General features: G+C 67.7%; 18 protein-coding genes. 9 read left to right on the top strand and 9 right to left on the bottom strand.

Annotation, left to right across the window (positions count from 1 at the left end):
* Positions 1 to 28 precede the first annotated feature (28 nt).
* Entirely contained in the window at positions 29 to 388 is a 360-nt protein-coding gene (locus NF681_14030; GenBank protein UST53431.1) for a hypothetical protein, read from the top strand.
* A 36-nt stretch (positions 389 to 424) separates the two neighbouring features.
* On the opposite strand, the gene NF681_14025 is transcribed toward NF681_14030, so the two are convergent.
* Positions 425 to 658, bottom strand: coding sequence for a hypothetical protein (locus NF681_14025; protein ID UST53430.1), 234 nt, complete (start codon positions 656 to 658; stop codon positions 425 to 427).
* A gap of 339 nt (positions 659 to 997) precedes the next feature.
* On the opposite strand from NF681_14025, the gene NF681_14020 reads away from it, so the two are divergent.
* Entirely contained in the window at positions 998 to 1,135 is a 138-nt protein-coding gene (locus tag NF681_14020) for a hypothetical protein (protein UST53429.1), read from the top strand.
* 63 nt (positions 1,136 to 1,198) lie between these two features.
* Here NF681_14020 and NF681_14015 read toward each other — a convergent pair whose 3' ends face one another.
* Positions 1,199 to 2,074 carry a spore coat U domain-containing protein gene (locus tag NF681_14015; protein UST53428.1) on the bottom strand — a complete coding sequence of 292 codons (876 nt, stop codon included), beginning with the start codon at positions 2,072 to 2,074 and terminating at the stop codon, positions 1,199 to 1,201.
* 28 nt (positions 2,075 to 2,102) lie between these two features.
* Positions 2,103 to 2,492 carry a S9 family peptidase gene (locus NF681_14010; GenBank protein ID UST53427.1) on the bottom strand — a complete coding sequence of 130 codons (390 nt, stop codon included), beginning with the start codon at positions 2,490 to 2,492 and terminating at the stop codon, positions 2,103 to 2,105.
* 675 nt (positions 2,493 to 3,167) lie between these two features.
* Here NF681_14010 and NF681_14005 point away from each other — a divergent pair.
* From NF681_14005 to NF681_13975, 7 genes are all read left to right on the top strand, one after another.
* Positions 3,168 to 3,764, top strand: coding sequence for a hypothetical protein (locus tag NF681_14005; GenBank protein ID UST53426.1), 597 nt, complete (start codon positions 3,168 to 3,170; stop codon positions 3,762 to 3,764).
* Between the two features lie 110 nt (positions 3,765 to 3,874).
* Positions 3,875 to 6,370 carry a fimbria/pilus outer membrane usher protein gene (locus NF681_14000; protein UST53425.1) on the top strand — a complete coding sequence of 832 codons (2,496 nt, stop codon included), beginning with the start codon at positions 3,875 to 3,877 and terminating at the stop codon, positions 6,368 to 6,370.
* 74 nt (positions 6,371 to 6,444) lie between these two features.
* Positions 6,445 to 7,230 (top strand): fimbria/pilus periplasmic chaperone, encoded by a 786-nt coding sequence (locus tag NF681_13995; protein ID UST53424.1) that lies wholly within the window; start codon positions 6,445 to 6,447, stop codon positions 7,228 to 7,230.
* A 98-nt stretch (positions 7,231 to 7,328) separates the two neighbouring features.
* The gene (locus tag NF681_13990; GenBank protein ID UST53423.1) at positions 7,329 to 7,694 is read left to right on the top strand and encodes a hypothetical protein; all 366 of its coding nucleotides are present in this window, start codon (positions 7,329 to 7,331) and stop codon (positions 7,692 to 7,694) included.
* Between the two features lie 186 nt (positions 7,695 to 7,880).
* Positions 7,881 to 9,140, top strand: coding sequence for a DNA repair exonuclease (locus NF681_13985; protein ID UST53422.1), 1,260 nt, complete (start codon positions 7,881 to 7,883; stop codon positions 9,138 to 9,140).
* Between the two features lie 69 nt (positions 9,141 to 9,209).
* Positions 9,210 to 12,773, top strand: coding sequence for an AAA family ATPase (locus NF681_13980; protein UST53421.1), 3,564 nt, complete (start codon positions 9,210 to 9,212; stop codon positions 12,771 to 12,773).
* A 36-nt stretch (positions 12,774 to 12,809) separates the two neighbouring features.
* A complete protein-coding gene (locus NF681_13975) occupies positions 12,810 to 14,054 on the top strand; it encodes a YbfB/YjiJ family MFS transporter (GenBank protein ID UST53420.1) in 1,245 nt (414 codons plus the stop codon).
* Here the strand turns inward: NF681_13975 and NF681_13970 are convergent.
* The 6 genes from NF681_13970 to NF681_13945 are packed head-to-tail and all read right to left on the bottom strand — an operon-like array spanning position 14,051 to position 19,544.
* On the bottom strand, positions 14,051 to 14,731 hold the full coding sequence (locus tag NF681_13970) for a GntR family transcriptional regulator (protein UST53419.1): 681 nt from the start codon (positions 14,729 to 14,731) through the stop codon (positions 14,051 to 14,053). The two genes, NF681_13975 and NF681_13970, sit on opposite strands and share 4 nt — an antisense overlap.
* Before the next feature lie 6 nt (positions 14,732 to 14,737).
* A complete protein-coding gene (locus NF681_13965) occupies positions 14,738 to 16,078 on the bottom strand; it encodes an NAD(P)/FAD-dependent oxidoreductase (protein ID UST53418.1) in 1,341 nt (446 codons plus the stop codon).
* Positions 16,075 to 16,353: a (2Fe-2S)-binding protein gene (locus NF681_13960; GenBank protein UST55781.1), complete on the bottom strand. Its 279-nt coding sequence runs from the start codon at positions 16,351 to 16,353 to the stop codon at positions 16,075 to 16,077. The genes NF681_13965 and NF681_13960 overlap by 4 nt, the downstream gene beginning before the upstream one ends.
* A gap of 11 nt (positions 16,354 to 16,364) precedes the next feature.
* Entirely contained in the window at positions 16,365 to 17,465 is a 1,101-nt protein-coding gene (locus NF681_13955; protein ID UST53417.1) for an FAD-binding oxidoreductase, read from the bottom strand.
* A gap of 5 nt (positions 17,466 to 17,470) precedes the next feature.
* Positions 17,471 to 18,409, bottom strand: a complete 939-nt coding sequence (locus tag NF681_13950; GenBank protein UST53416.1) for a 4-hydroxyproline epimerase — start codon at positions 18,407 to 18,409, stop codon at positions 17,471 to 17,473.
* Positions 18,410 to 18,422: 13 nt separating this feature from the next.
* Positions 18,423 to 19,544 (bottom strand): branched-chain amino acid ABC transporter substrate-binding protein, encoded by a 1,122-nt coding sequence (locus tag NF681_13945; protein ID UST55780.1) that lies wholly within the window; start codon positions 19,542 to 19,544, stop codon positions 18,423 to 18,425.
* Between the last annotated feature and the right edge of the window lie 19 nt (positions 19,545 to 19,563).

The following is a 19,563-nucleotide window of genomic DNA, read 5'->3' as shown; positions in this document are numbered from 1 at the left end:
CAGGCGCAAACGAGGCGAGAACGCGCTGATGGATCAGAGCGAAGTGGCGATGGACGAGATCGTGCATGCAGGCCGCCGCGATCCGCAGGATGGTGTTCCAGGAGAGCAATCCCGAGAGCTGGCTCGACTGTCGTGCAAAACACGATTGGCTGTTGACGCTGGTGGCGCCAAGTGGCTGACTCGGCGCTTGTCAGTGCCCGAAGACAAGATTTGCGCGTGGATGAGCCATGCCCGCCTGCACGGCGTCAATGTGTTGCGCCCCAGTCGCAGCACGTCCAGCGCGCACTTCAAACCGCAGGTGCTGTCTCGTCAGGATCGCGAGCAGCGCCCCAACTGCCAGATTACGGCGATCGATGACATCCGCATTCCCAGCCAGGTTGTCGCCTGATGCCGAAATCACGCTCAAGGCCGCCTGCAGGCTCATTCAGGATGAGAAGGAAGTGCGTCCTGAGATGAAGACGAAACGACGCTGTGCAGCGCCGTCGAATGTGGTGGCGCATCGATGCGCCGCGAATCCTGCGGAAAACGTGTGCTGGATGGCTTCCCAGAATCGCTGGATTTCAATTTGCGGACATAACCCGTCATAGAAGATGAACGACCACCAAAGGTAGTCTGCTTTTGTGAGGGTCCGTGAAAGATTGCAGTCGAAGTCTGTCACGCTGGAAGTCGCGGGTTCGAGTCCCGTCCACTCCGCCATATAGATCAATGGCTCGCATCCGCAACGATGCGACCCATTCGTCGTTTGGAGTGTCCAAAACACCATGCCCGAGCCCTGCAGCACGGCGCCGTCCGTCCAGCGGAGACCGGATTTCCGGGATCGACCCCGTTCCCTCCCGGATGCGATCGGCGACGTTTCCTCATGCCAACACGGGCGATGCATCGATCGATGCATTCGGCCATATGCAAGTGAATTAACGGTCGTTCGTCGCGCGCGGTTTCGCCAAGACAATCACCTGCCCAACGTCTCTCGTTCCTTCTTGCCATTCCAGGACTTCCCATGGTGCCCGTACCCACCGAAGACTTCGAGGTCGATCCGCCCGGCAATTCCCTCGGGCAATCGCTGCTCGATCTCGCGATCAGCGTGCTGGTGGTGTGCGTCGCCGCGCTGGTGGGTGGCGCCGGCTCCCAGACATGAGCCATGACATGGCCGCGTTCCAGGAGCATCGCGCTGCGCGCATGAACCTCCGGACGCTCGATCTCAGAAATCCAGCGTGACGACCAGGGTGTCGGTCTGGCCGCCCATGCCCTCGGCACGATGATCGTCGGGCAGATGGCCGCGCATCAGCAACGACGCGGCGCCGGCGTGGCCCGTGGCGCCGGTGAAGTCCACCGTGCCTGCGGCACCGACGTGCACGCCATAGGCCCGTCGCTGCGGTGCCAGGTGCCGACGCAAGGCACCGTCGCCCGACGCGTTCGCGCCGGCGTCCAGCGAAGCCCGCCAGGACACGCTCGCGACGCAGCGCAGGCGAAGCCGGCTGGCCGGGTCGGGCAGGGCGTCCCAGCTCGGCGGCGCGCGGCCGAAGGCCAGCGTCGGTGACAGGGTCACGTCGCAGGATGCCGTGCGCACCATCGTCAATGCCACGTCCACCCGCGCCTGGGCCACGGGCCGGCTGGCCGGACACCCCTCGCGCGACGAGAACACCGCACCGCCTTGCACCACATCCACCGTCTGCATGCCACGCGACCGCTCCACGCCCGCTGCCGCACCGGGCGCCGGACGGATGCCCAGACGGAACAACGGCACGGTTTCCTCGCGGGTCGGGCCATCGGCGCGGAAGGCCCGCAGCAGATCGCCGGCGGACAGCGGCTGGCCGAACAGGTTGAGCGGGCGTGCCGCCGGAGCGCCGTCGGTGCCCGCAAGATCGGAAGCGGCGCCCCCGCCCTGCGGGCCGGCGCAGAAGTAGCAATAGACGTCCGGCGTGAGGCCCGTGCAGTGGTAGGTCGCGGACGTGGCGCGCACGAAGCGCTCGTCCGTCGACGAGGCGGTCACACCGTCGTCTCCGGCTCCTCGAACGAGCAGGCCGGTGCCGCCCCAACGCTGCCGCTCGCGCAGCAGGCCGCCGCCAGGATGCACGCCATCGGGAGCGCGCGCGCGGTGGGGGTCATGGCGGGCCCGGCAGGTATCTGTCGAACCAGCCGACGATGCGGCGGTTCAGGTCGGCGACGTTCTGCGGCGACTGGATGGCATGCCCTTCACCCGCGTACACCATCAGCGTGCTGGCGACACCCAGCGCGCGCAATGCGCGCCAGTACTCCAGCGACTGGGCGACCGGCGTCTCGATGTCGCGCTCGCCCACGTACAGCAGCGTGGGCGACTTCGCGCGGCGCATGGCCTCGATGGGCGACGCGGCGCGGTAGGGCGCCGCGTCCTCGTACACCGTGGTGCCGAAGTAGGGCCGCAGCCATTCGTTGATGCCGTTCTGCCCTGCGTAGCTCACCCAGTTGGCGATGCCGCTGCCCGCCACGATGGCGGAAAAGCGCTGTTCTTCCAAGTCACACGTTCGGCCTGCCCGTGCACGGGTGCCGAAACCCGGGACGTGACCGATGCCGTATCGGCTGCATGTCATTGCACCGTTTAAATGGTCGCTCTAGCGATTCGTGGAGTACGTACGGACCTGAATAAAGAATTCTTCGACCACAGTGTCCCGCCTGTTCGTGACAAGATAAATACGGATGCCTGAAATGAAGTCGATTCAGTGACGACTGCGTAAGAAGTAGTCACTGAGACGATGATCGCTAATTTGAGATTTCAGATACAGCCTAGCTCGACGTTGAAAATCTGAACCTCAATCCAGACAATGACTTGTAAATTCAAGAATTCGCGTTTCAGAAAACATAATATCATCATTGAAATTTTTAGCCCCGAAACAGTCAAAAATTCAATTTCTTAGAGAATGAGAATGCATTTGAAAAATCAGATGGTACGTTTTTAAAATGAGGTCGTAACGGCGATGGCCAAAGATTTTAAAGATTAGACAGTATGTATAAATAATTAAGACAAAGAAACTGGATATAAAACTAAATGATTATTTTATAATCAATTTCCAACGATCAAGCAACATAAGTAATAATGAACTATTCTTAATGTCTAGCAGGGTTGCTATTGGGCCTGAGGATAATGCAGCGGCGGCAATTGAGCCGCTGACCATCAATTCAACAGGTGAACCATGAAACTCTTTTTCCCGAAGCAACAACTTGCCAGCGCAATGCTCGGTGCACTCCTTCTGTCGGCTGGTCTGGCTCAGGCCGCGACTGTAACCTCTCCCGCAGGCATGACATTCACGGTCACCGGAGGTTGCTCGATCACTGGACATTCTCCAAATATCGGAGCGTTCACCACCGGGCAGACCTATAACGACTACGGTGTGAACCAAGGTTTCCAAAGATCCAATGGCGGACAGCAAGGTAGCAATTTCATCACGATGGCGACGGTCAACTGCCCGGTAGGCACGGCATGGACTGTCAATTGGGCAGACACCTCAGAGCAGTCGCACTACCTTCCGGTCAAGGACCCCAGCAACAACACCGCTTTCACGGTGGTCCCTTTCGTGATCTATTCTGACAACGCCGCCGGAACGGTGGCGAACCAGTATGCGCGTGCAACCGATCCGGGAGTCACGGGCACCGGCACTGGTGCCGCACAAGACTTGGTGGGGACCTACCGACTGGGAACTTTCTTTGCTACCAATGAAGCCGCATTCTTGGCCACGCCCTTTGTTGCCGGCACCTACACATTGGCATCGACCGTCATTCTGACGTTCTAAACCAAATTTCAGTGAATGGACGTCTCCTGCCTTTCGGATCGAAGGTGGAGGCGTCCTTGTCATTCGCCTACGCAAGGCGGATTAGATAATTCCCGAAATCAAGGTTTCCAGTGCGTCGTATCAAGCTGAAAAAATCCACCATCGCAGCAGTGGCGATTTCATTCGGGATTCCATCCATTTCCTTTTCTGGCGTCGAAGCGAAAAAGTTCGTCAGCCCGGAGTTCTTCTCCGCGCCCATGCTCGCCAGAGATGTTCTGATCAATGGCACCTCGCAAGGTCCGGCTTGGTACAGCGCTGCCAGTCAATACATGATGCTGGAGACGGCGGTGGCGGAAAATGCCAATTTGAAATGCGAGCGCGAGGTAATGCGATCCAATCGTCGATTCTGCTTGTTGCTCACCCGATCGATCAGGAATGTGGGCGATACCCTCGAACTGGAGTTGGACGCTTCATCGTTCAAGTCGACCATTCTGGAAAACACGCCGACCGTGCCTGTGGTACCGGAGCTGAGGCCGGGAAATCTCGGTTTCCTGAATTACAACCTCGGCGGTTTTCGAGTAAATGGCGACACGAATTTCTCAGGCGGCCTGGCGGGGGGCTTGCGACTGGGTAGCAATGCCTTCGATGTCGGTGGTGTCGTCACCCGAAGTGCAACACTCACATCGAACACGACGTCCAATGGCGCGGATTTGCTGTCTCTGCAGGATGGGAAGATGTCCGCCATTCTGACCGATGCCGCTTACCGGAGAAGCTGGTTCGATCGACGTCTTTCGCTGGTTGTCGGTCGCGCAAGTCTTCCGGAGCACGGACTCATCGCGTCGAACACTTTTGATGGTCTGGGAATTTCCAAGGCCAACGTCGACAACCAGGGCTTCATCCAGGCAAGCAGACCTCGGGGTCTGTCAGGCTACCTGTCCGTGCCGGGCGTGATGACCTATCGCGTCGGATCCGCCGTACTGCGTCAAATTCCTCTGCCTGCCGGACCGTATTCCATCGACCCTTCGGTACTGGACGGGCTGCCACCTGGCGGCACCATCGAGATCATCGGCGTGGACGGCAAGGCCACATCCTTGGACTTGCCTTTCCTGACCTTTCGCCAGTTGCCACTGTTCAAGGAGGGAGGGCTGGAGTGGAACGCCAATGCAGGTCGCATCCGTACGAGGAGCGGTTCATTCGTTCCTGCGGTGACGGGCGGACTTCGATATGGCATGACGAATGACGTCACGGGTGAACTGGCCACCTTGCTGGATCGAGGGGGCCAGACTTTCAATCTTGGCGTCGACGCCCGGCTGCCGTTTGGAATCGGCCTCGCTGGACTCAACTGGGCCACACAACGCCGGCAGATTCCGGTCGAGACCCCCGTTGCCGGGCTGACCGACCGGGGCTGGGCGGTGCGCGGCTATTACGACAAGACAATCAGCCAAAGGATTTCCGTTGGCGCGGATTTCAGTCGAAACGCCAATGGCGGTGTCTTCGCCGGTGGTTATGACCAAACAGGCAACGCGAACGCCGTTGCGCAGTCCGCCTATTTGGGTTCCTTTGTCCAAAGGGACTTGCGCATGTACGTCCGCACGCCACTTTTCATTCCTGGAATTTCGGGATCGCTTCGATTCACTGCGACGGACTATGTCAACCAGCCCCGACGTTCCAACTATGTGGACATTCAGGTGAGCGGAAGCCTGGGAAGTTACGGATCGTGGGGTGTCTTCGCACGCACCGGGACAAGCGGATATGGCAGCAAAGAGCGCAGCATCAATGTGTACTGGTCCTTGCCTCTGGATGGTTCGTTGCAAGCGACCCTGAGCCATCAGTCGAGTCGGCTCGATGGTCGTCGTGCTGGAAGGGATCGCACCGTCGCAACGCTTTCGGGAGCGCGTGAAAATCGCTGGAATCAATCGGACTCGTACAACACGTCGTTCGCCACGGGTGGCGACGCGCAAGGCAACTATCAATATGAGTCCGACCGGCTTTCAGTGACCGCCAGTGGCTACCGGGTTGGCAGCGGCGGTGTGTCAGGCAGTGCATCGATGCGGGGGGCGGTGATCCTGACTGGCGACGAAGTGGTCACGGGTCGAAGCATCGGCAACTCGGTCGTGGTCGTGAGGGCTCCTGATCTGCCAAACGAAGGTGTCTTCCAAGAATTGAATTTGAAGCCAACCACTATGACGGATCGGTCAGGCAACGCAGTAATTCCTTTCTCACGACCTTATCAATTCTTGAAGGCTCATGTCGATTCCCAAAATGGGCCCATGGGATTGGAAGTTCCGGACAACATATTGAATGGTGCCGTACATCCCTACAGGGGATATGTCGTCGATGTCAGCACACACCTTGCAACTCCTGTTCGAATATTTGTCCGGTCTCCCCCAGGCCTGAAGGGAGTCGCGATGAACGCGGATGTCATGGGATTGGCCACGCCCGTCGAAGATGACGGATCAATCTACATCGAGGATGTAGGTCGTCTTGAGAAAGAAGTGAAAGTATTCTGGAAGATAGGAGAGCAGGAAAAAAACTGCACTATCGGCATTGAAGATATTAGGTCTCGCCTTTCCGGCAGAAATCAATTCAATGGCATTTCCCAGATCCAGAATCTTGCGTGTCATTAACCTATTGAGCAAAGGAAAATAAGATGAGTAATATTGGAGTTGGAGTTGTCGGTTATTGTTTCAGCATGATTAGAATGATCTGGTTGGCCTTTATGGTGTTCTTCAGTTCTGCATCGCATGCGACGATCACCTTCACCAAATTCATGGTTGCGGAGACGCCGGCAGCCTTCGCGAAAGGTGTTGAGTTTCCTTTGATTGGGCTGTCGACCGACAAACCGACTTTCGTGGCAGCAAGAGTCTACAAATGGACGCAGCGCAAAGACAATATGTATGTTTTGGAGGCAACCGACGATTTCACCGTGTATCCGCAGTTGCTTCGGATGTCCCCATCCACTCGAAAATCGATAATGATAAAGTCGACCGTTCCGCTGGCGGCCGACAACGAGTCATTTTATCGGATCATTTTGAAGGAATTCGATCGTGCTGAAAATCAGGATGTCATCCGTGAGCAGGAGAGCAGTGGCTTGAACGTGACAGTGAAGCCCACGGTGTCCTTGCCGCTCGTGGTCCGTGGGCCGAGTTCGTTGAAAGCTGAAGACCTTGTGGTCGAGAGCATTAGGGCCGGCAATGCCTTTTCTCCGAAGCGAGGCGGAGCCATCGACGAATCGAAGACCATGCTGGTACTCTACAACCCAGGGAAAGTGCTCCAGCATATCCATGCAATAGGCATCAATGTTTCTCCGGGTAGATCGAATCAATTCAATGGGTATGTATTGCCTGGCCAGCGAGTGGCTGTCCCGGCAAATGCCAATCCTGGCGATGAGATAAAGATTGCTTATTCGATAGGAGTTGACGCTAAGATCAACATGAACAGTGATGAAAGTGATGATCGAAGAATATTGAGCGTATTCGTAAAATGAAAATTTCTCTTTACCATTCGGTTTTGGTGCCGTGCATGTTTTTTTCGTTGCCAGCGCTGGCAGAATGCAGGTTCCCGATGCTGAATATGGGTTCCGTAGTGAGCACCGACCACGCCACGCTCCATTTTGCACGCATCGTCAATGGGATCATGAATACCACTGGAGCACAATCAGTTCAAGGCAATATTTCCGGATGCGATGAGACAGGCCGCTATCGCCTTCGAGTGGCAACGCAGATGCCTGTGACGATGGATAACAAGGGTAATCAAGTCAATGTCCATCCGATACTTGTGGCAGTGAATGAAATGCCACTCCCGGTTGCGATCGATTTGACGAGAGGAACATCGCCAGTTTTTACTGGGAATCCAAGTGTTCGAGTTGTGTTCGCGTTGTCCGGGAGCAAAGTGGAATTCAATCCGGGTGTGTATAACGGAACTTACATGATTGAATTTCAAGAGCAGTGAGGACAGTTCTGAACGAACCAAATTCGTGCTCTGACGCGTCAGCGTTCGACTTCAATTATTCTGATTATCGTAAGTTCAAAATGTGAAGGTGTTGAGATCGACTGGCGTGTCAAGTTTCAGTAATGAAGTGCAAAGTCAAGCGATTGGCCGAAAGAGGCGCACACGGGCTATAAAGAGCCCCACACCATGAGATTCATCCACGCCGCCGACATCCATCTCGACAGCCCGCTGCGCGGCCTTGCCGCCTACCAGGACGCGCCGGTCGAGCTTCTGCGCAATGCCACACGGGACGCCTTCTCGCGCTTGGTCAATGAGGCCATCGAACTCGCGGTCGACTTCGTCGTCATCGCCGGCGACCTCTACGACGGGGCCTGGCGCGACTTCAACACCGGGCGCTTCTTCGTGCGCGAGATGGGACGGCTCCACCAGGCCGGCATCCCGGTCCACCTGCTCTACGGCAACCACGACGCCGAAAGCGAGATGACGCGCCGGCTGGGCTTTCCGCCCAACGTCCATGTCTTCGACACGCGCCGCGCCGCCACCCACCGCATCGAGTCGCTGCGCGTCGCGCTGCACGGGCGCGGCTTCAAGGACGCCGCCACGTTCGAGAACCTGGCCGTGGGCTATCCGGACGCGGTGGCCGGCTGGCTCAACATCGGCGTGCTGCACACCGCGCTCGAAGGCGACGCGGCGCACGCGCGCTATGCGCCGTGCTCGCTGGCCGAGCTGAACGCGCGCGGCTACGACTACTGGGCGCTCGGCCACGTCCACGAGCACGCGGTGCTCCAGCGCGAGCCGTCGTGGGTCGTCTTCCCGGGCAATCTGCAGGGACGCCACATCCGAGAGACCGGGCCGCGCGGCGCCGTGCTGGTCACGGCCGACGAGGGCGGCATCGTCTCGGTCGAACGGCTGATCGTCGACGTGCTGCGCTGGGAACGCCTGGAGGTCGACGCCGGCGCGGCGGCCGACCTGGCCGGCGTGGTGGCGCTGGCCGGTCGTGCGCTGGGCGAGCTGCTGGCGCGCCAGTCCGACCGCCGGCCGCTGTCGGTGCGCGTCACCGTCACCGGCCGCAGCGCCGCGCATGGCGAGCTGTTCGGCCAGTACCGCCAGCTGCGCGAGGAACTGCTGGCGCAGGCCGCCGCGCTCGGTGGCGAGCGGCTGTGGATCGAGAAGGTCCGCGTCGAGACCCAGCCGCTGGCCGACGCGCACCAGGTGCGCGAGCGCTCCGACGCCATCGCCGACCTGCAGGCCCTGCTGGCGGACGTGACGCTCGACGAGGCGTTCCTGCGAAGCCTGGGCGACGACCTGCGCCAGCTCACGGGCAAGGCGCCCTCGGAGCTGACTGACGCGGTGCCGGAGTTCGAGGCCATCCGCGCGGGCGACATGGCGGCCCTGGTGCATTCGGTGACGCCGGGCCTGCTCGCGCGGCTCGCCCAGGCCCAGTAGGCGGAGCGGCCGCCCGACCGGCATCGACGCCGACCCCGACGACAAGACGACCCGACGATCACATCCCCCATGCGCCTCCAGCACCTCGACCTCCTGCGCTACGGCAAGTTCACCGACCGCCGGCTCGCCTTTCCGGCGGCGCCGCGCGACTTCCACCTGGTCGTGGGCGTCAACGAGGCCGGCAAGTCGACCACCCGCAGCGCCATCCTCGATCTGCTCTACGGCATCGAGCTGCGATCGCCCTACGACTTCCTGCACACCAAGGCCGAGATGCGGCTGGGCGCCACGCTGGTCCACGCGGGCGAGTCGCTCGACGTGGTGCGCACCAAGGCACGCACCCGGTCGCTGCTGGGCCCGGGCGGCGAGCCGGTCACCGACGCGGCGCTGGCCGCCTTCCTGGGCAACACCGAGCGCGGCTTCTTCGACCAGATGTTCGGACTCGACCACCCGCGCCTGGTCCGGGGCGGGCAGGACATCCTGGACAGCGCCAACGACATCGGGCAGATCCTGTTCCAGTCGGCCGCCGGCATCGGCGGGCTGGGCGCCGTGCGCGAGCAGCTGGAGCGCGAGGCCGACGGCCTGTGGGGCGCGCGCAAGTCGGGCGGCCGGGCGTACTACGTCGCCGCCGACCGCCTGGCGCAGGCCGACGCGGCCCTCAAGCAGGCGACGGTGCGCACCAAGGACTGGGTCGAGGGCCAGCGCGCGCTCGACGAGCTGACCGGCCGCCGCGACGCGCTGCGCGAGCGCCATCGCGCGCTGGAGACCGATCGCCTGCGCCTGGAGCGCGTGCGGCGCGTGGCCGTCGCGTCGCGCCAGTGGCGCGAGGCCGAGGCCGAACTGCGCGCGCTCGGCGACGTGATCGGCTTGCCGGCCGATGCCGCCGCGCGGCTGGCGCAGGCCGAAGTCGCGCTGGCCGGCGCGCGACGCGATCACGCGCTGTTCGCGTCCCAGGCCGCCGACGTGCGCGCGCGGCGCGCGCGGATCCATCCCGACGAGCGGCTGCTTCGCCACGCCGCCGACATCGAGGCGCTGGCCGCGCGCCACCAGCAGGTGCGCAACCACGACCGCGACATCGAGCGCCGCCTGCTGGAGATCGACGTGCACTGGCAGCAGGCCGCCGCGCGGGCGCGCCAGCTCGGCTGGACGGTGGCGGACGCCGAGGCGCTCGCCGCGCGGCTGCCGACCCTGCCGCGCCGCGCCGCCGTGGCCACGCTGGCCAAGCGCTTCGCCGTGCTCGACCAGGCCCGGCGCGCCGCCGAGGCCGCGCTGGCCGACCGCGAAGCCGACCGCGCCGCGCTCGAGGCGCAGGGGCGCGTGCTCTCGGTCGCCAGCGTGCCGCCGGTGCTGCGCGTCGCGCTGGCCGAGGCGCGTGCGCTGGGCGACACCGATGCCGCCCTCGCGCGCGACGCGGCGCTGCTGCGCGCGGCCGAGCGCGACCGCGCGACCGCGCGCGCCGCGCTCGGCCGCGCGGGCGGTGACCCGGCCGCGCTGCGCGCGCTGGTGCCGCCGTCCGAGGCCGACATCCGCGAGCGCCTGCGGCGCCAGGCCGACGACGCGCAGGCGCTGCACGCCACCGAGGAACGCCACGCCGACCTGCGGGCCCAGGCCGCGGCGCAGCGGCTGGCTGTTGCGCAGTACCGCAGGACGCACCAGCCGGTGAGCCGGACCGAACTCGCCGAGGCGCGCACCCGGCGCGACGCCACCTGGACGGCGCTTCGCGCGGGTGCCGTCGCACTGCCGGAAGCGGCGCCCGACTTCGAGGCCCGCCTCCGGCACGCCGACGCGCTGGCCGATCAGCGCCACGACAAGGCGCAGGAAGCCGGCGAGCTGCAGGCGCGGCTCGACGCGCTGGAGCGGCTGCAGCTGCAGCTCGACGACACGGCTGCGCGCGCCGCCGCGCACCGCGCGCGACGCGACGCCGGCGAGGCCGACTGGCGCGCCGTCGCGTCGGCCCTGGGGCTGGACGGCCTGGCGCTGCGCGACGTCGAGGCCTGGCGCACCGCGCGCGACCGCGTGCTGCGTGCCGAGGCCGCGTGCACCGAGGCGGCCGATGCGCTGGCCGCCGGCCGCCGCGCGCGCGATGCCGCCTCGGGCGCGCTGCGGGCCGCGCTCGACGGCGCCGGCATCGCGTGCGACGCCGCCGCGCCCCTGGCCGTGGCCATCGTGCTCGCGGGCGATGCGGTCGAGCGCGCCACCGAGACCCGCGCGCGCGCCGAGGAACTCGCGCGCCAGCAGGCGTCGCTGGCCGCCGCGCTCGAACGCCAGCGCGACGCGACGGCGCAGGCGCGCGCGGCGCTCGACGCCTGGCACGCCGACTGGCGCGTCGCCGTGCGCGGCATCGGCCTCGACCCCGACGGGAACGACGCCGGCGGCATCGACGTCGCCGGTGGCGAGGGTGCGCTCGACGCGATCGCGGCCATCGAGGGCCGCCTCGAGAGCATCCGCGACCTGCGCCATCAGCGCGTCGATGCGATGCGCCACGACCTGGCGGATTTCGACGCCGAGACCGCCGCCGTGGTGGCCGCCGTCGCGCCGGAACTGGCGGGGCGCGAGCGCGGCGCCGCGGCGGTCGAACTGGCGGCGCGCCTGGCCGATGCGCGCGACGCGCACAGGGAGGCCGAGCGCCTGCGCGAGGAGGGCGCCGCGCGCGAGGCCCAGGCCCGCGACGCCGCCGCCGGCGTGGCGCGCGCGCGCGCCATGCTCGCGCCCCTGCTGCGGCTCGCGGGCGAAGGCGAGGGCGGCGGCGCCGCCGATGCTGACGGCGGTGCCGATGACGGCGCCGACGGGGAACCGGGCCGGCATGAGGCCGCCGACGCGGCCAGCCACGACCGCCTGCGTGGCCTGGTCGCGCGTTCGGACCACCAGCGCCGGCTCGCGCGGGCGGTCGAGGCGGCCCTCGGGACGCTCGAGGCCGGTGGCGACGGCCTGTCGATCGAGGCGCTGGAGGCCGAGGTCGCCGCCGTCGATGCCGCGCAGGTGCCCGCGCGCACGGCCGGGCTCGCCGCGCAGCTCGACGAGGTGCGCCAGGCCCAGGATGCGCTGACGGTCCAGATCACCCAGGCCGAGGCCGCGCTGGGGCGGATCGCCGGCCAGGACGACGCGGCGCGCGCCGAGTCGCAGCGCCAGAACGCCCTGGCCGAGATGGCCGACGCGGCCGAGCGCTACGTGCGCGTGCACACCGCCTCGCGCCTGCTCAAGTGGGCCATCGACCGCTACCGCGAGACGCGGCAGGGGCCGCTCCTGGGCCGGGCCGGCGCCATCTTCGCGGGGCTCACGCGCGGCTCGTTCCAGAAGCTGTCGGTCGACTTCGACAGCGAGCCGCTGACCCTGCACGGCCTGCGCGCCGACGGCCAGGTGGTGCCCATCGCCGGCATGAGCGACGGCACGCGCGACCAGCTCTACCTCGCCCTGCGGCTGGCGGCCCTGGAGATGCACCTGGCCCAGAGCCACGCCCTGCCCTTCATCGCCGACGACCTGTTCATCAACTACGACGACGGCCGTTCCGAGGCCGGCCTGCGGGCGCTGGCCGAACTCTCCACGCGCACCCAGGTGATCTTCCTGAGCCACCACGACCACCTGGTGCCGACGGTGCAGCGCGTCTTCGGTGGCGACGTGAACGTGGTGGCGCTGTAGGCGGCCGCTCGAAGCCGGAAGCCCGAGGCAGCGTCGATGAGACCCGATTCCACGCCTACGCCCACGCCCACGCCCGACCTGCCGTACCTCGCGCTGGCGCTCGCCCTGTCCCTCGGCGCGGCCGTGTCGCTGGGCGTGACGCGCTTCGCGTACGGTCTGCTGCTGCCGCCCATGCGCGCCGACCTGCAGTGGTCCTACACCCTGGCGGGGGCGATGAACACCGCCAACGCCCTGGGGTACCTGCTCGGCGCCCTGGCCGCGCCGCGCCTGATGGCGCGGTACGGCCCCTCGCGCCTGACGGTCGCGGGCGCCTTGCTGTCGAGCCTGTTCATGGGCCTGAGCGGCTTCTTCACCGAGGCGGCGCCGTTGCTGGCGCAGCGCCTGCTGGCGGGCGTCTCCAGCGCGTTCCTGTTCATCGCGGGCGGCCTGCTGGCGGCGCGCCTGAGCGCGCTGCAGCCGTGGCGCGGCGGCTTCCTGCTCGGGCTGTACTACGGCGGCACCGGCCTGGGCATCCTGCTGTCGGCGCTCGTGGTGCCGGTGCTGCTGGACGCCGCGTCGCAGCGGGCGCATCCGTGGGCCTGGGCCTGGTGGGGTCTGGCGTCGGCCTGCCTCGCGGCCACGGTGCTGCTGGCATGGCCGGCGCGGGCGCTGCAGGGCCTCGGGACGGCGTCGACGGCGGCGGCCACGGAAGGGGCGGCCGGGGCGACCGGGCGCGCGGCGCCATTCCGCTGGCGCGATTTCCGCTTCGGCCTGGCGGGCTACACGATGTTCGGCATGGGCTACATCGGCTACATGACCTTCGTCATCGCACTGCTGCGCGAGCAGGGCGTCGTCCCGGCCCGCATCACGCTGTTCTACGCGCTCCTCGGCGTGGCGGTGGTGGTTTCGTCGCGGCTGTGGGCGGGCCTGCTGGACCGATGCCGTGGCGGCGCGGCGCTGGCGTTGCTCAACACCCTCGCGGGCCTGGCGACGGTGGTGCCCGCCGTGACGGCGGCCTGGCCGATGGTCATGGCCTCGGGGCTGCTGTTCGGCGCGGTGTTCCTGTCGGTCGTGGCGTCCACCACGGCGCTCGTGCGGCACAACACCGCGCCGGCGCAGTGGGCGACCGGCATCAGCGCCTTCACGGTGGTCTTCGCCGCCGGCCAGATCGTCGGGCCGACCATCGTCGGATGGATCGCCGACGGCCCCGGCGGACTGCAGCGCGGGCTGATGTTCTCGGCCGTCGCGCTGTGGACGGGCGCCGCGCTCGCATCGCGCCAGCGCGCGCTGCGGGCGTCCTAGCTGTCGATGACCTGGTGCGCGAAGCGCTCGAGGTAGTCCATCAGCCGGTCGGCGCCGGCGACCGCGGCGGCCTCGTCGCCGGTGGCGATGCCCTGGGCGAGCGCCAGGTGCGCCTCGGCGCCCTCGACGATCTCGCCGGTGTGCTGGTAGGCGTACCAGAAGCGGCGGCACTTGATGGCCAGGGGCACGACGGCGTTGACGGCCGACATGTTGCGGCAGGCCTGGTGGTTGACCTGGTCGAGCGCGTGGTCGGCGTCCATGTAGTCGGCGAGGCTGTCGCGCGCGGCGGCGCGCACCATCCGCTCGGCGCAGCGCAGGATGGCCTTGCGCTGGAGCGCCGTGGCGCGGCGCGCCGAGCAGGCGGCGATCAGGCCTTCGAGCGCGCGCCGTGTCTGGATGACGTCGAGGTGGTCGGCCAGGTCGATGGTCGAGATCAGGAGACCGCGGCGCAGCTGCTGGTCGATCAGGCCGATCGACACCATCCGCATCAGCGCCTCGCGCACGGGCGTGCGGCCCAGGCCGGTGCGCTCGGCCAGCTCGGCCTCGACCACGGGGCTGCCGGGTTCGAGCTGCAGGGTCGAGATCAGCGTCTCGATCGCGTCGTAGGCCACATCGGCGGCCCGGCGTTTCGGAGCCGGACGGGGCGTGGCCGGTGGTGGGGTCGTGGCGGCGGACATGGCGCGTCAGTCGCCGGGCCGGTCGGCGGCCTGGGGCAAGGGGCTCGGCACGGGAACGGAGAGGGGACCCGGAACGGGAAAGGGGATGGCCAGGGTGCTCACGCGCACCGGGAACAGTGGCGGGCGCGGCTCGGGCGGTGTCCAGCCGAACAGGAACTGCGTCGCCGCGCCACACACGCGGCCCTGGCAGGCGCCCATGCCGCAACGCGTGTGCAGCTTGGCGTCGACCCAGCCCCGGCGCCCGGCGAGCGCGGCGTGCGGCACGTCCTCGCACCGGCACACGAGGGTGTCGGGCGTCGACAGCGCGCGCAGCGCGTCGTCCAGGGCGAAGCAGCGATGCAGGCGCTCGGCGAAGGCGTCCCAGCGCGCGAGGGCCGGGCGCAGGGCGTCGGCCTGCGCCGCGAGGCCGACGGCCCGCGAGCCGGCCATCGAACCCTGCACGAGCGCGCGCTCGCTGCCGCCGATGCCGGTGCATTCGCCGGCCGCGTGGACATCGGCCAGGCTGGTGCGCTGGTCGGCGTCGACCGCCAGCGCGGGCGTGCCGTGGCGCGGGGCGACGCGGCAGCCGAGCAGCTGCCCGAGTTCGGTGTTGGGCACGAGCCCGTAGCCGTTGGCCACGCGGTCGCAGGCGATCTCCTCGGTCGTCCCGTCGCCGCGCCGCAGGCGCACCGATTCGACCCGGCCGTCGCCCGTCGCCGCGAGCACGTGGCTGCGCGTCCGGTAGGTCGCCCGGGCGAGCGTGACGGCCTGGGCGGCCTTGCCCGGCCAGCGCACCAGGTGGACGGCGAAGCGCGCGAGTTCGCCCGGCGGGGCCTGCTCGGCGACGCGCAGCACCGTCGCGCCGGCCCGCGTGGCGGTGGCGGCGGCGGCGAGCAGCAGCGGTCCGCTGCCGGCGACCACGATGCGCTCGCCGGCCAGCGGCAGGCCGGCCTTGGCCAGCGCCTGCAGGCCGCCCGCGCCGGTGACGCCGGGCAGGGTCCAGCCGGGAAAGGGCAGCAGCAGCTCGCGCGCGCCGGTGCACAGGATCAGCTTCGCATAGCGCATCAGCCAGCCCCGCCGGGCGTCTTCCAGCAACAGGTGGCCGGGGGCCGGTGCAGCGGCCACGCGCGTGGCGCTGCATACGCGCACGTTGGCGCAGCGCGCCAGCGCGTCGCGCAGCCGGCGGGCGCGCAGCGGCGGGCCCGCGTGCGGTCCGCTGCGCCAGATCTGTCCGCCGGGGGCCGGGTTGTCGTCGATCAGCACGATGCGTGCGCCGCTCGGCGCGGCGGCCACGGCGGCGGCCATGCCGGCCGGTCCGGCGCCGACGATCAGCAGGTCGCAGCGCTCCAGGGGGGTGTCGTCGTTCATGGGGCGTCGCCGGGTTCGGGGTGCGGCCGCCGCAGGCGCTGCGGCAGGCCGGTCGAGATGTCCATGCCGTCGCGGCACACGGTCTGGCAGGCCAGCACCCGCCGCCCGTCGATGTCGACGCGGCATTCCTGGCAGATGCCCATGCCGCACAGGGGCGCGCGCGCCATGCCGGAGACGCTGGTGCGGGTGACGCCGTCGCCCACCCGCGCGAGCGCGGCGGCCACGGACAGGCCGGGCGCCACCGCCACCCGGCGGCCGTCCACGACCAGGGTCACCGTCGCGCGCGTCATGCGGTCTCCATGAGGCGGCCGGGCCGGTAGGGCGCGGGATCGATGGCCGGCGCACGTCCGGTCATGAGCGCGGCGACCAGCTCGCCGCTGGCCGGCGCCGTCGTCACGCCCAGGCCTTCGTGGCCGAGCGCCAGCCAGACGCCCTCGCGCCCGGCGTGCGCGCCCAGCAACGGCAGGCCGTCGGGCGTGGCCGCGCGCAGGCCGGTCCAGGTGCGCAGCGTCGTGAGCTCGCCCAGGCCCGGCAGGTAGTCGAGCGCGCGCCGCAGCATGCGCGCCAGCATCGCCGGTTCGACCCGCAGGTCGGTGGTGTCGAACTGGCGCGACGATCCCACCAGCAGCTGGCCGGTGGGGCGGGGCTGCACGTTGAAGGCGACCGAGTCGCCCTCGACGTGGTGGGCGCTGGTGACATAGCCCAGCTCGACGAGCTGGTGCGTCACGGTGCCGGGATGGCGGTCGGTGATGAGGAGGTGGCCCTTTTTGGGCCGCAGGGCGAGTTCCGGGCACAGCGCGGTGGCGTGGATGCCGTTGGCCAGCAGGATGCGCGCCGCGCCGCGCCACGAGCCGTCGCTCAGCTGCAGTCGCGTGCCTTCCAGGCGCGTCACCCCGGCATGCTCGACGACGATGCGCGCGCCGCCCTGCAGCAGCAGCCATTCGGCGGCGGCCGGCGCGTAGACCACGCCGTCGCCGGGCACACGCAGCGCGCCCGCGAGACCGGCGCGCAGGGCCGGCTCGGCGGCGTGCAGGGCGTCGCGGCCGAGCAGCCCGCTCGCCACGCCGTGATCGGCGAGGCGGCGCTGCTTGCGCTCGGCCTCGGCCATCTCCACGTCGTCGGCAGCGATCCACAGCGTGCCGCTGCCCTGGTAGTCGCAGCCGCGCGGCAGGTCGGGCGCGAGCGTGCGCCACAGGGCCAGCGAGTGCAGGCTGAGCGCCAGTTCGGCCGGGTTGTCGTCCATCGCGACGAGGTGGCCCATGCCCGCCGCCGTGGCGCCGCCGCGCCGGTCGTCCAGCACCAGCACGCGCAATCCGACGTCCGCCAGTGCCTTCGCGCAGGCCGCGCCGACGATGCCGGCCCCGACGACGATGACGTCCGCGTCCATCCGGCTCAGGGGCCGATGCCCCAGCCGAACGGATCGTCGGGCTGGATCAGCAGCGTGGCCTCGGCGCTCACGTGCGCGCGGCCCTTGATGGTCGGGATCACGCGGCCGGGTTCGTCGCCGGGCGCATAGCTCGCCTCGAAGCGGCTGCCGATCACGCTGGCCTGGTGCCAGACCTCGCCCGGGGCGAGCTTGCCGTCGGCCGCCAGGCACGCGACCTTGGCGCTGGTGCCGGTGCCGCAGGGCGAGCGGTCGTAGGCGTTGCCTGGGCACAGCACGAAATTGCGGCTGTCGGCCGCGTCGTCCGGCGCGAACAGCTCGACGTGGTCGATCTCGGCGCCCCCGGCGCCCGTGACGCCCTGCGCGGCGAGCGCCTCGCGCAGCGCCCCGGCATAGGCCGTGAGCTGGGGCAGGTGGGCGCGATCGACGAGCTGGCCGTGCTCGCCGACCAGGAAGAACCAGTTGCCGCCCCAGGCCACGTCGCCCACCACCGTGCCGTGGCCCGCGAGCTCGACCGCGACGGCGTGCCGGTGCCGCCAGGCCGGCACGTTGCGCACGCTCACGGCGCCGTCGTCGTGCAGGGTGGCGGTGACGGTGCCCACGGGGGTCTCGATGCGGTGCTCGCCGACGTCGATGCGACCCATGTGGGCCAGCGTGACGACCAGGCCGATGGTGCCGTGGCCGCACATGCCGAGGTAGCCGCTGTTGTTGAAGAAGATCACCCCGGCGGCGGCGTCGGGCGCGACCGGCTCGCACAGCAGGGCGCCGACGACGACGTCGCTGCCGCGCGGCTCCAGCACGGTGGCGCGGCGCCAGGCGTCGTGGTCGCGCGCCAGCACGGCGCAGCGCTCGGCCATGCCGCCGCCGCCCAGGTCGGGAAAGCCGCCGACGACCAGCCGCGTGGGCTCGCCGCCGGTGTGCGAGTCGATGACCTCGATGCGTTGCATCCGGTGCTCCCGCTCAGTAGCTCGCCAGCGGCACCGGCACCGCGTTCCTGAAGGTGAAGACCGTGATCGGCGCCTGCTTCAGGTTGCCCTTGTCGTCGTAGCTGTAGGTCGCGGCGACGCCCTTGTAGGTGGCCTTGTGGAGTTCCGCGCCGACCTTGTCGGTATCGATGGAGGCGGCCTTCTGCATCGACTGGCCGATGAACATGACCTGGTCGTAGTACGACGCGGCGTAGGCGTCGGCGTCCGTGCCGAAGCGCTGCTTGAACCGGGTCTTGAAGGCGGGGCCGCTCGCGGCGTTGTCCAGCATGGAGCCGCCCTGCGCGCAGAACACCAGATCGTTGACCGCGTCGCCGCCGAGCTTGCCGGTGACGGGGCTGCACACGGTGTCGCCGCCCAGCAGCCTGGCCGTCACGGCCAGCTGCTTCATCTGGCGCGCCATGGGCGCGGCCTGGGGCGCGTAGCCGCCGAAGAAGATCGCCTCGGGGGCCTTGGCCTTCATGTTGGTCAGGATGGCCGTGAAGTCCACCGCCTTGTCGGTGGTGAACTCCTGCCCGACCACCGTGAGGCCCTGGTTCTTCGCCTCCTTGGTGAATTCCTCGGCCAGGCCCTGGCCGAAGGCGGTGCGGTCGTCGATCACGCCGACCTTCTTGACGTTGAGCACCTTGGCCGCGTAGACCGCCATGGCGCCGCCGATCTGGTTGTCGCTGGCGATGATGCGGAACAGGTTCTTGTGGCCGCCCTGCGTGACCTTGGGGTTGGTGCCCACGGTGGAGACCAGCACGTTGCCCTCGCCGTAGATGCGCGAGGCCGGGATCGCCACGCCCGAGCAGTAAGGACCCATGACGAACTTGACGCTGTCGTCGACGAACTTCTGCGCCACGCTCACGCCGGTCTTGGCGTCGCACTGGTCGTCCTCGGACACCAGTTCGAACCTCAGCGTCTTGCCCGCGACGGCGATCTTCCTGGCGTTGAGGTCTTCGATGGCCAGGCGGATGCCGTTCTCGTTGTCCTTGCCCGCGAAGGCGTTGGGCCCGGACAGCGGACCGCTGTGGCCGATCTTCACGACCTGGTCCTGCGCGCTCGCGGCGCCGGCGAACGCCAGCGCGGTCAGCACGAGGAGCGGGACCGATTTCATGTGCGTGTTCATGGTTTTT

Source organism: Comamonadaceae bacterium OTU4NAUVB1, from assembly GCA_024372625.1.
In the GTDB taxonomy this organism is placed as follows: Bacteria; Pseudomonadota; Gammaproteobacteria; order Burkholderiales; family Burkholderiaceae_C; genus Variovorax.
This window is presented reverse-complemented; position numbering and strand designations above follow the sequence as displayed.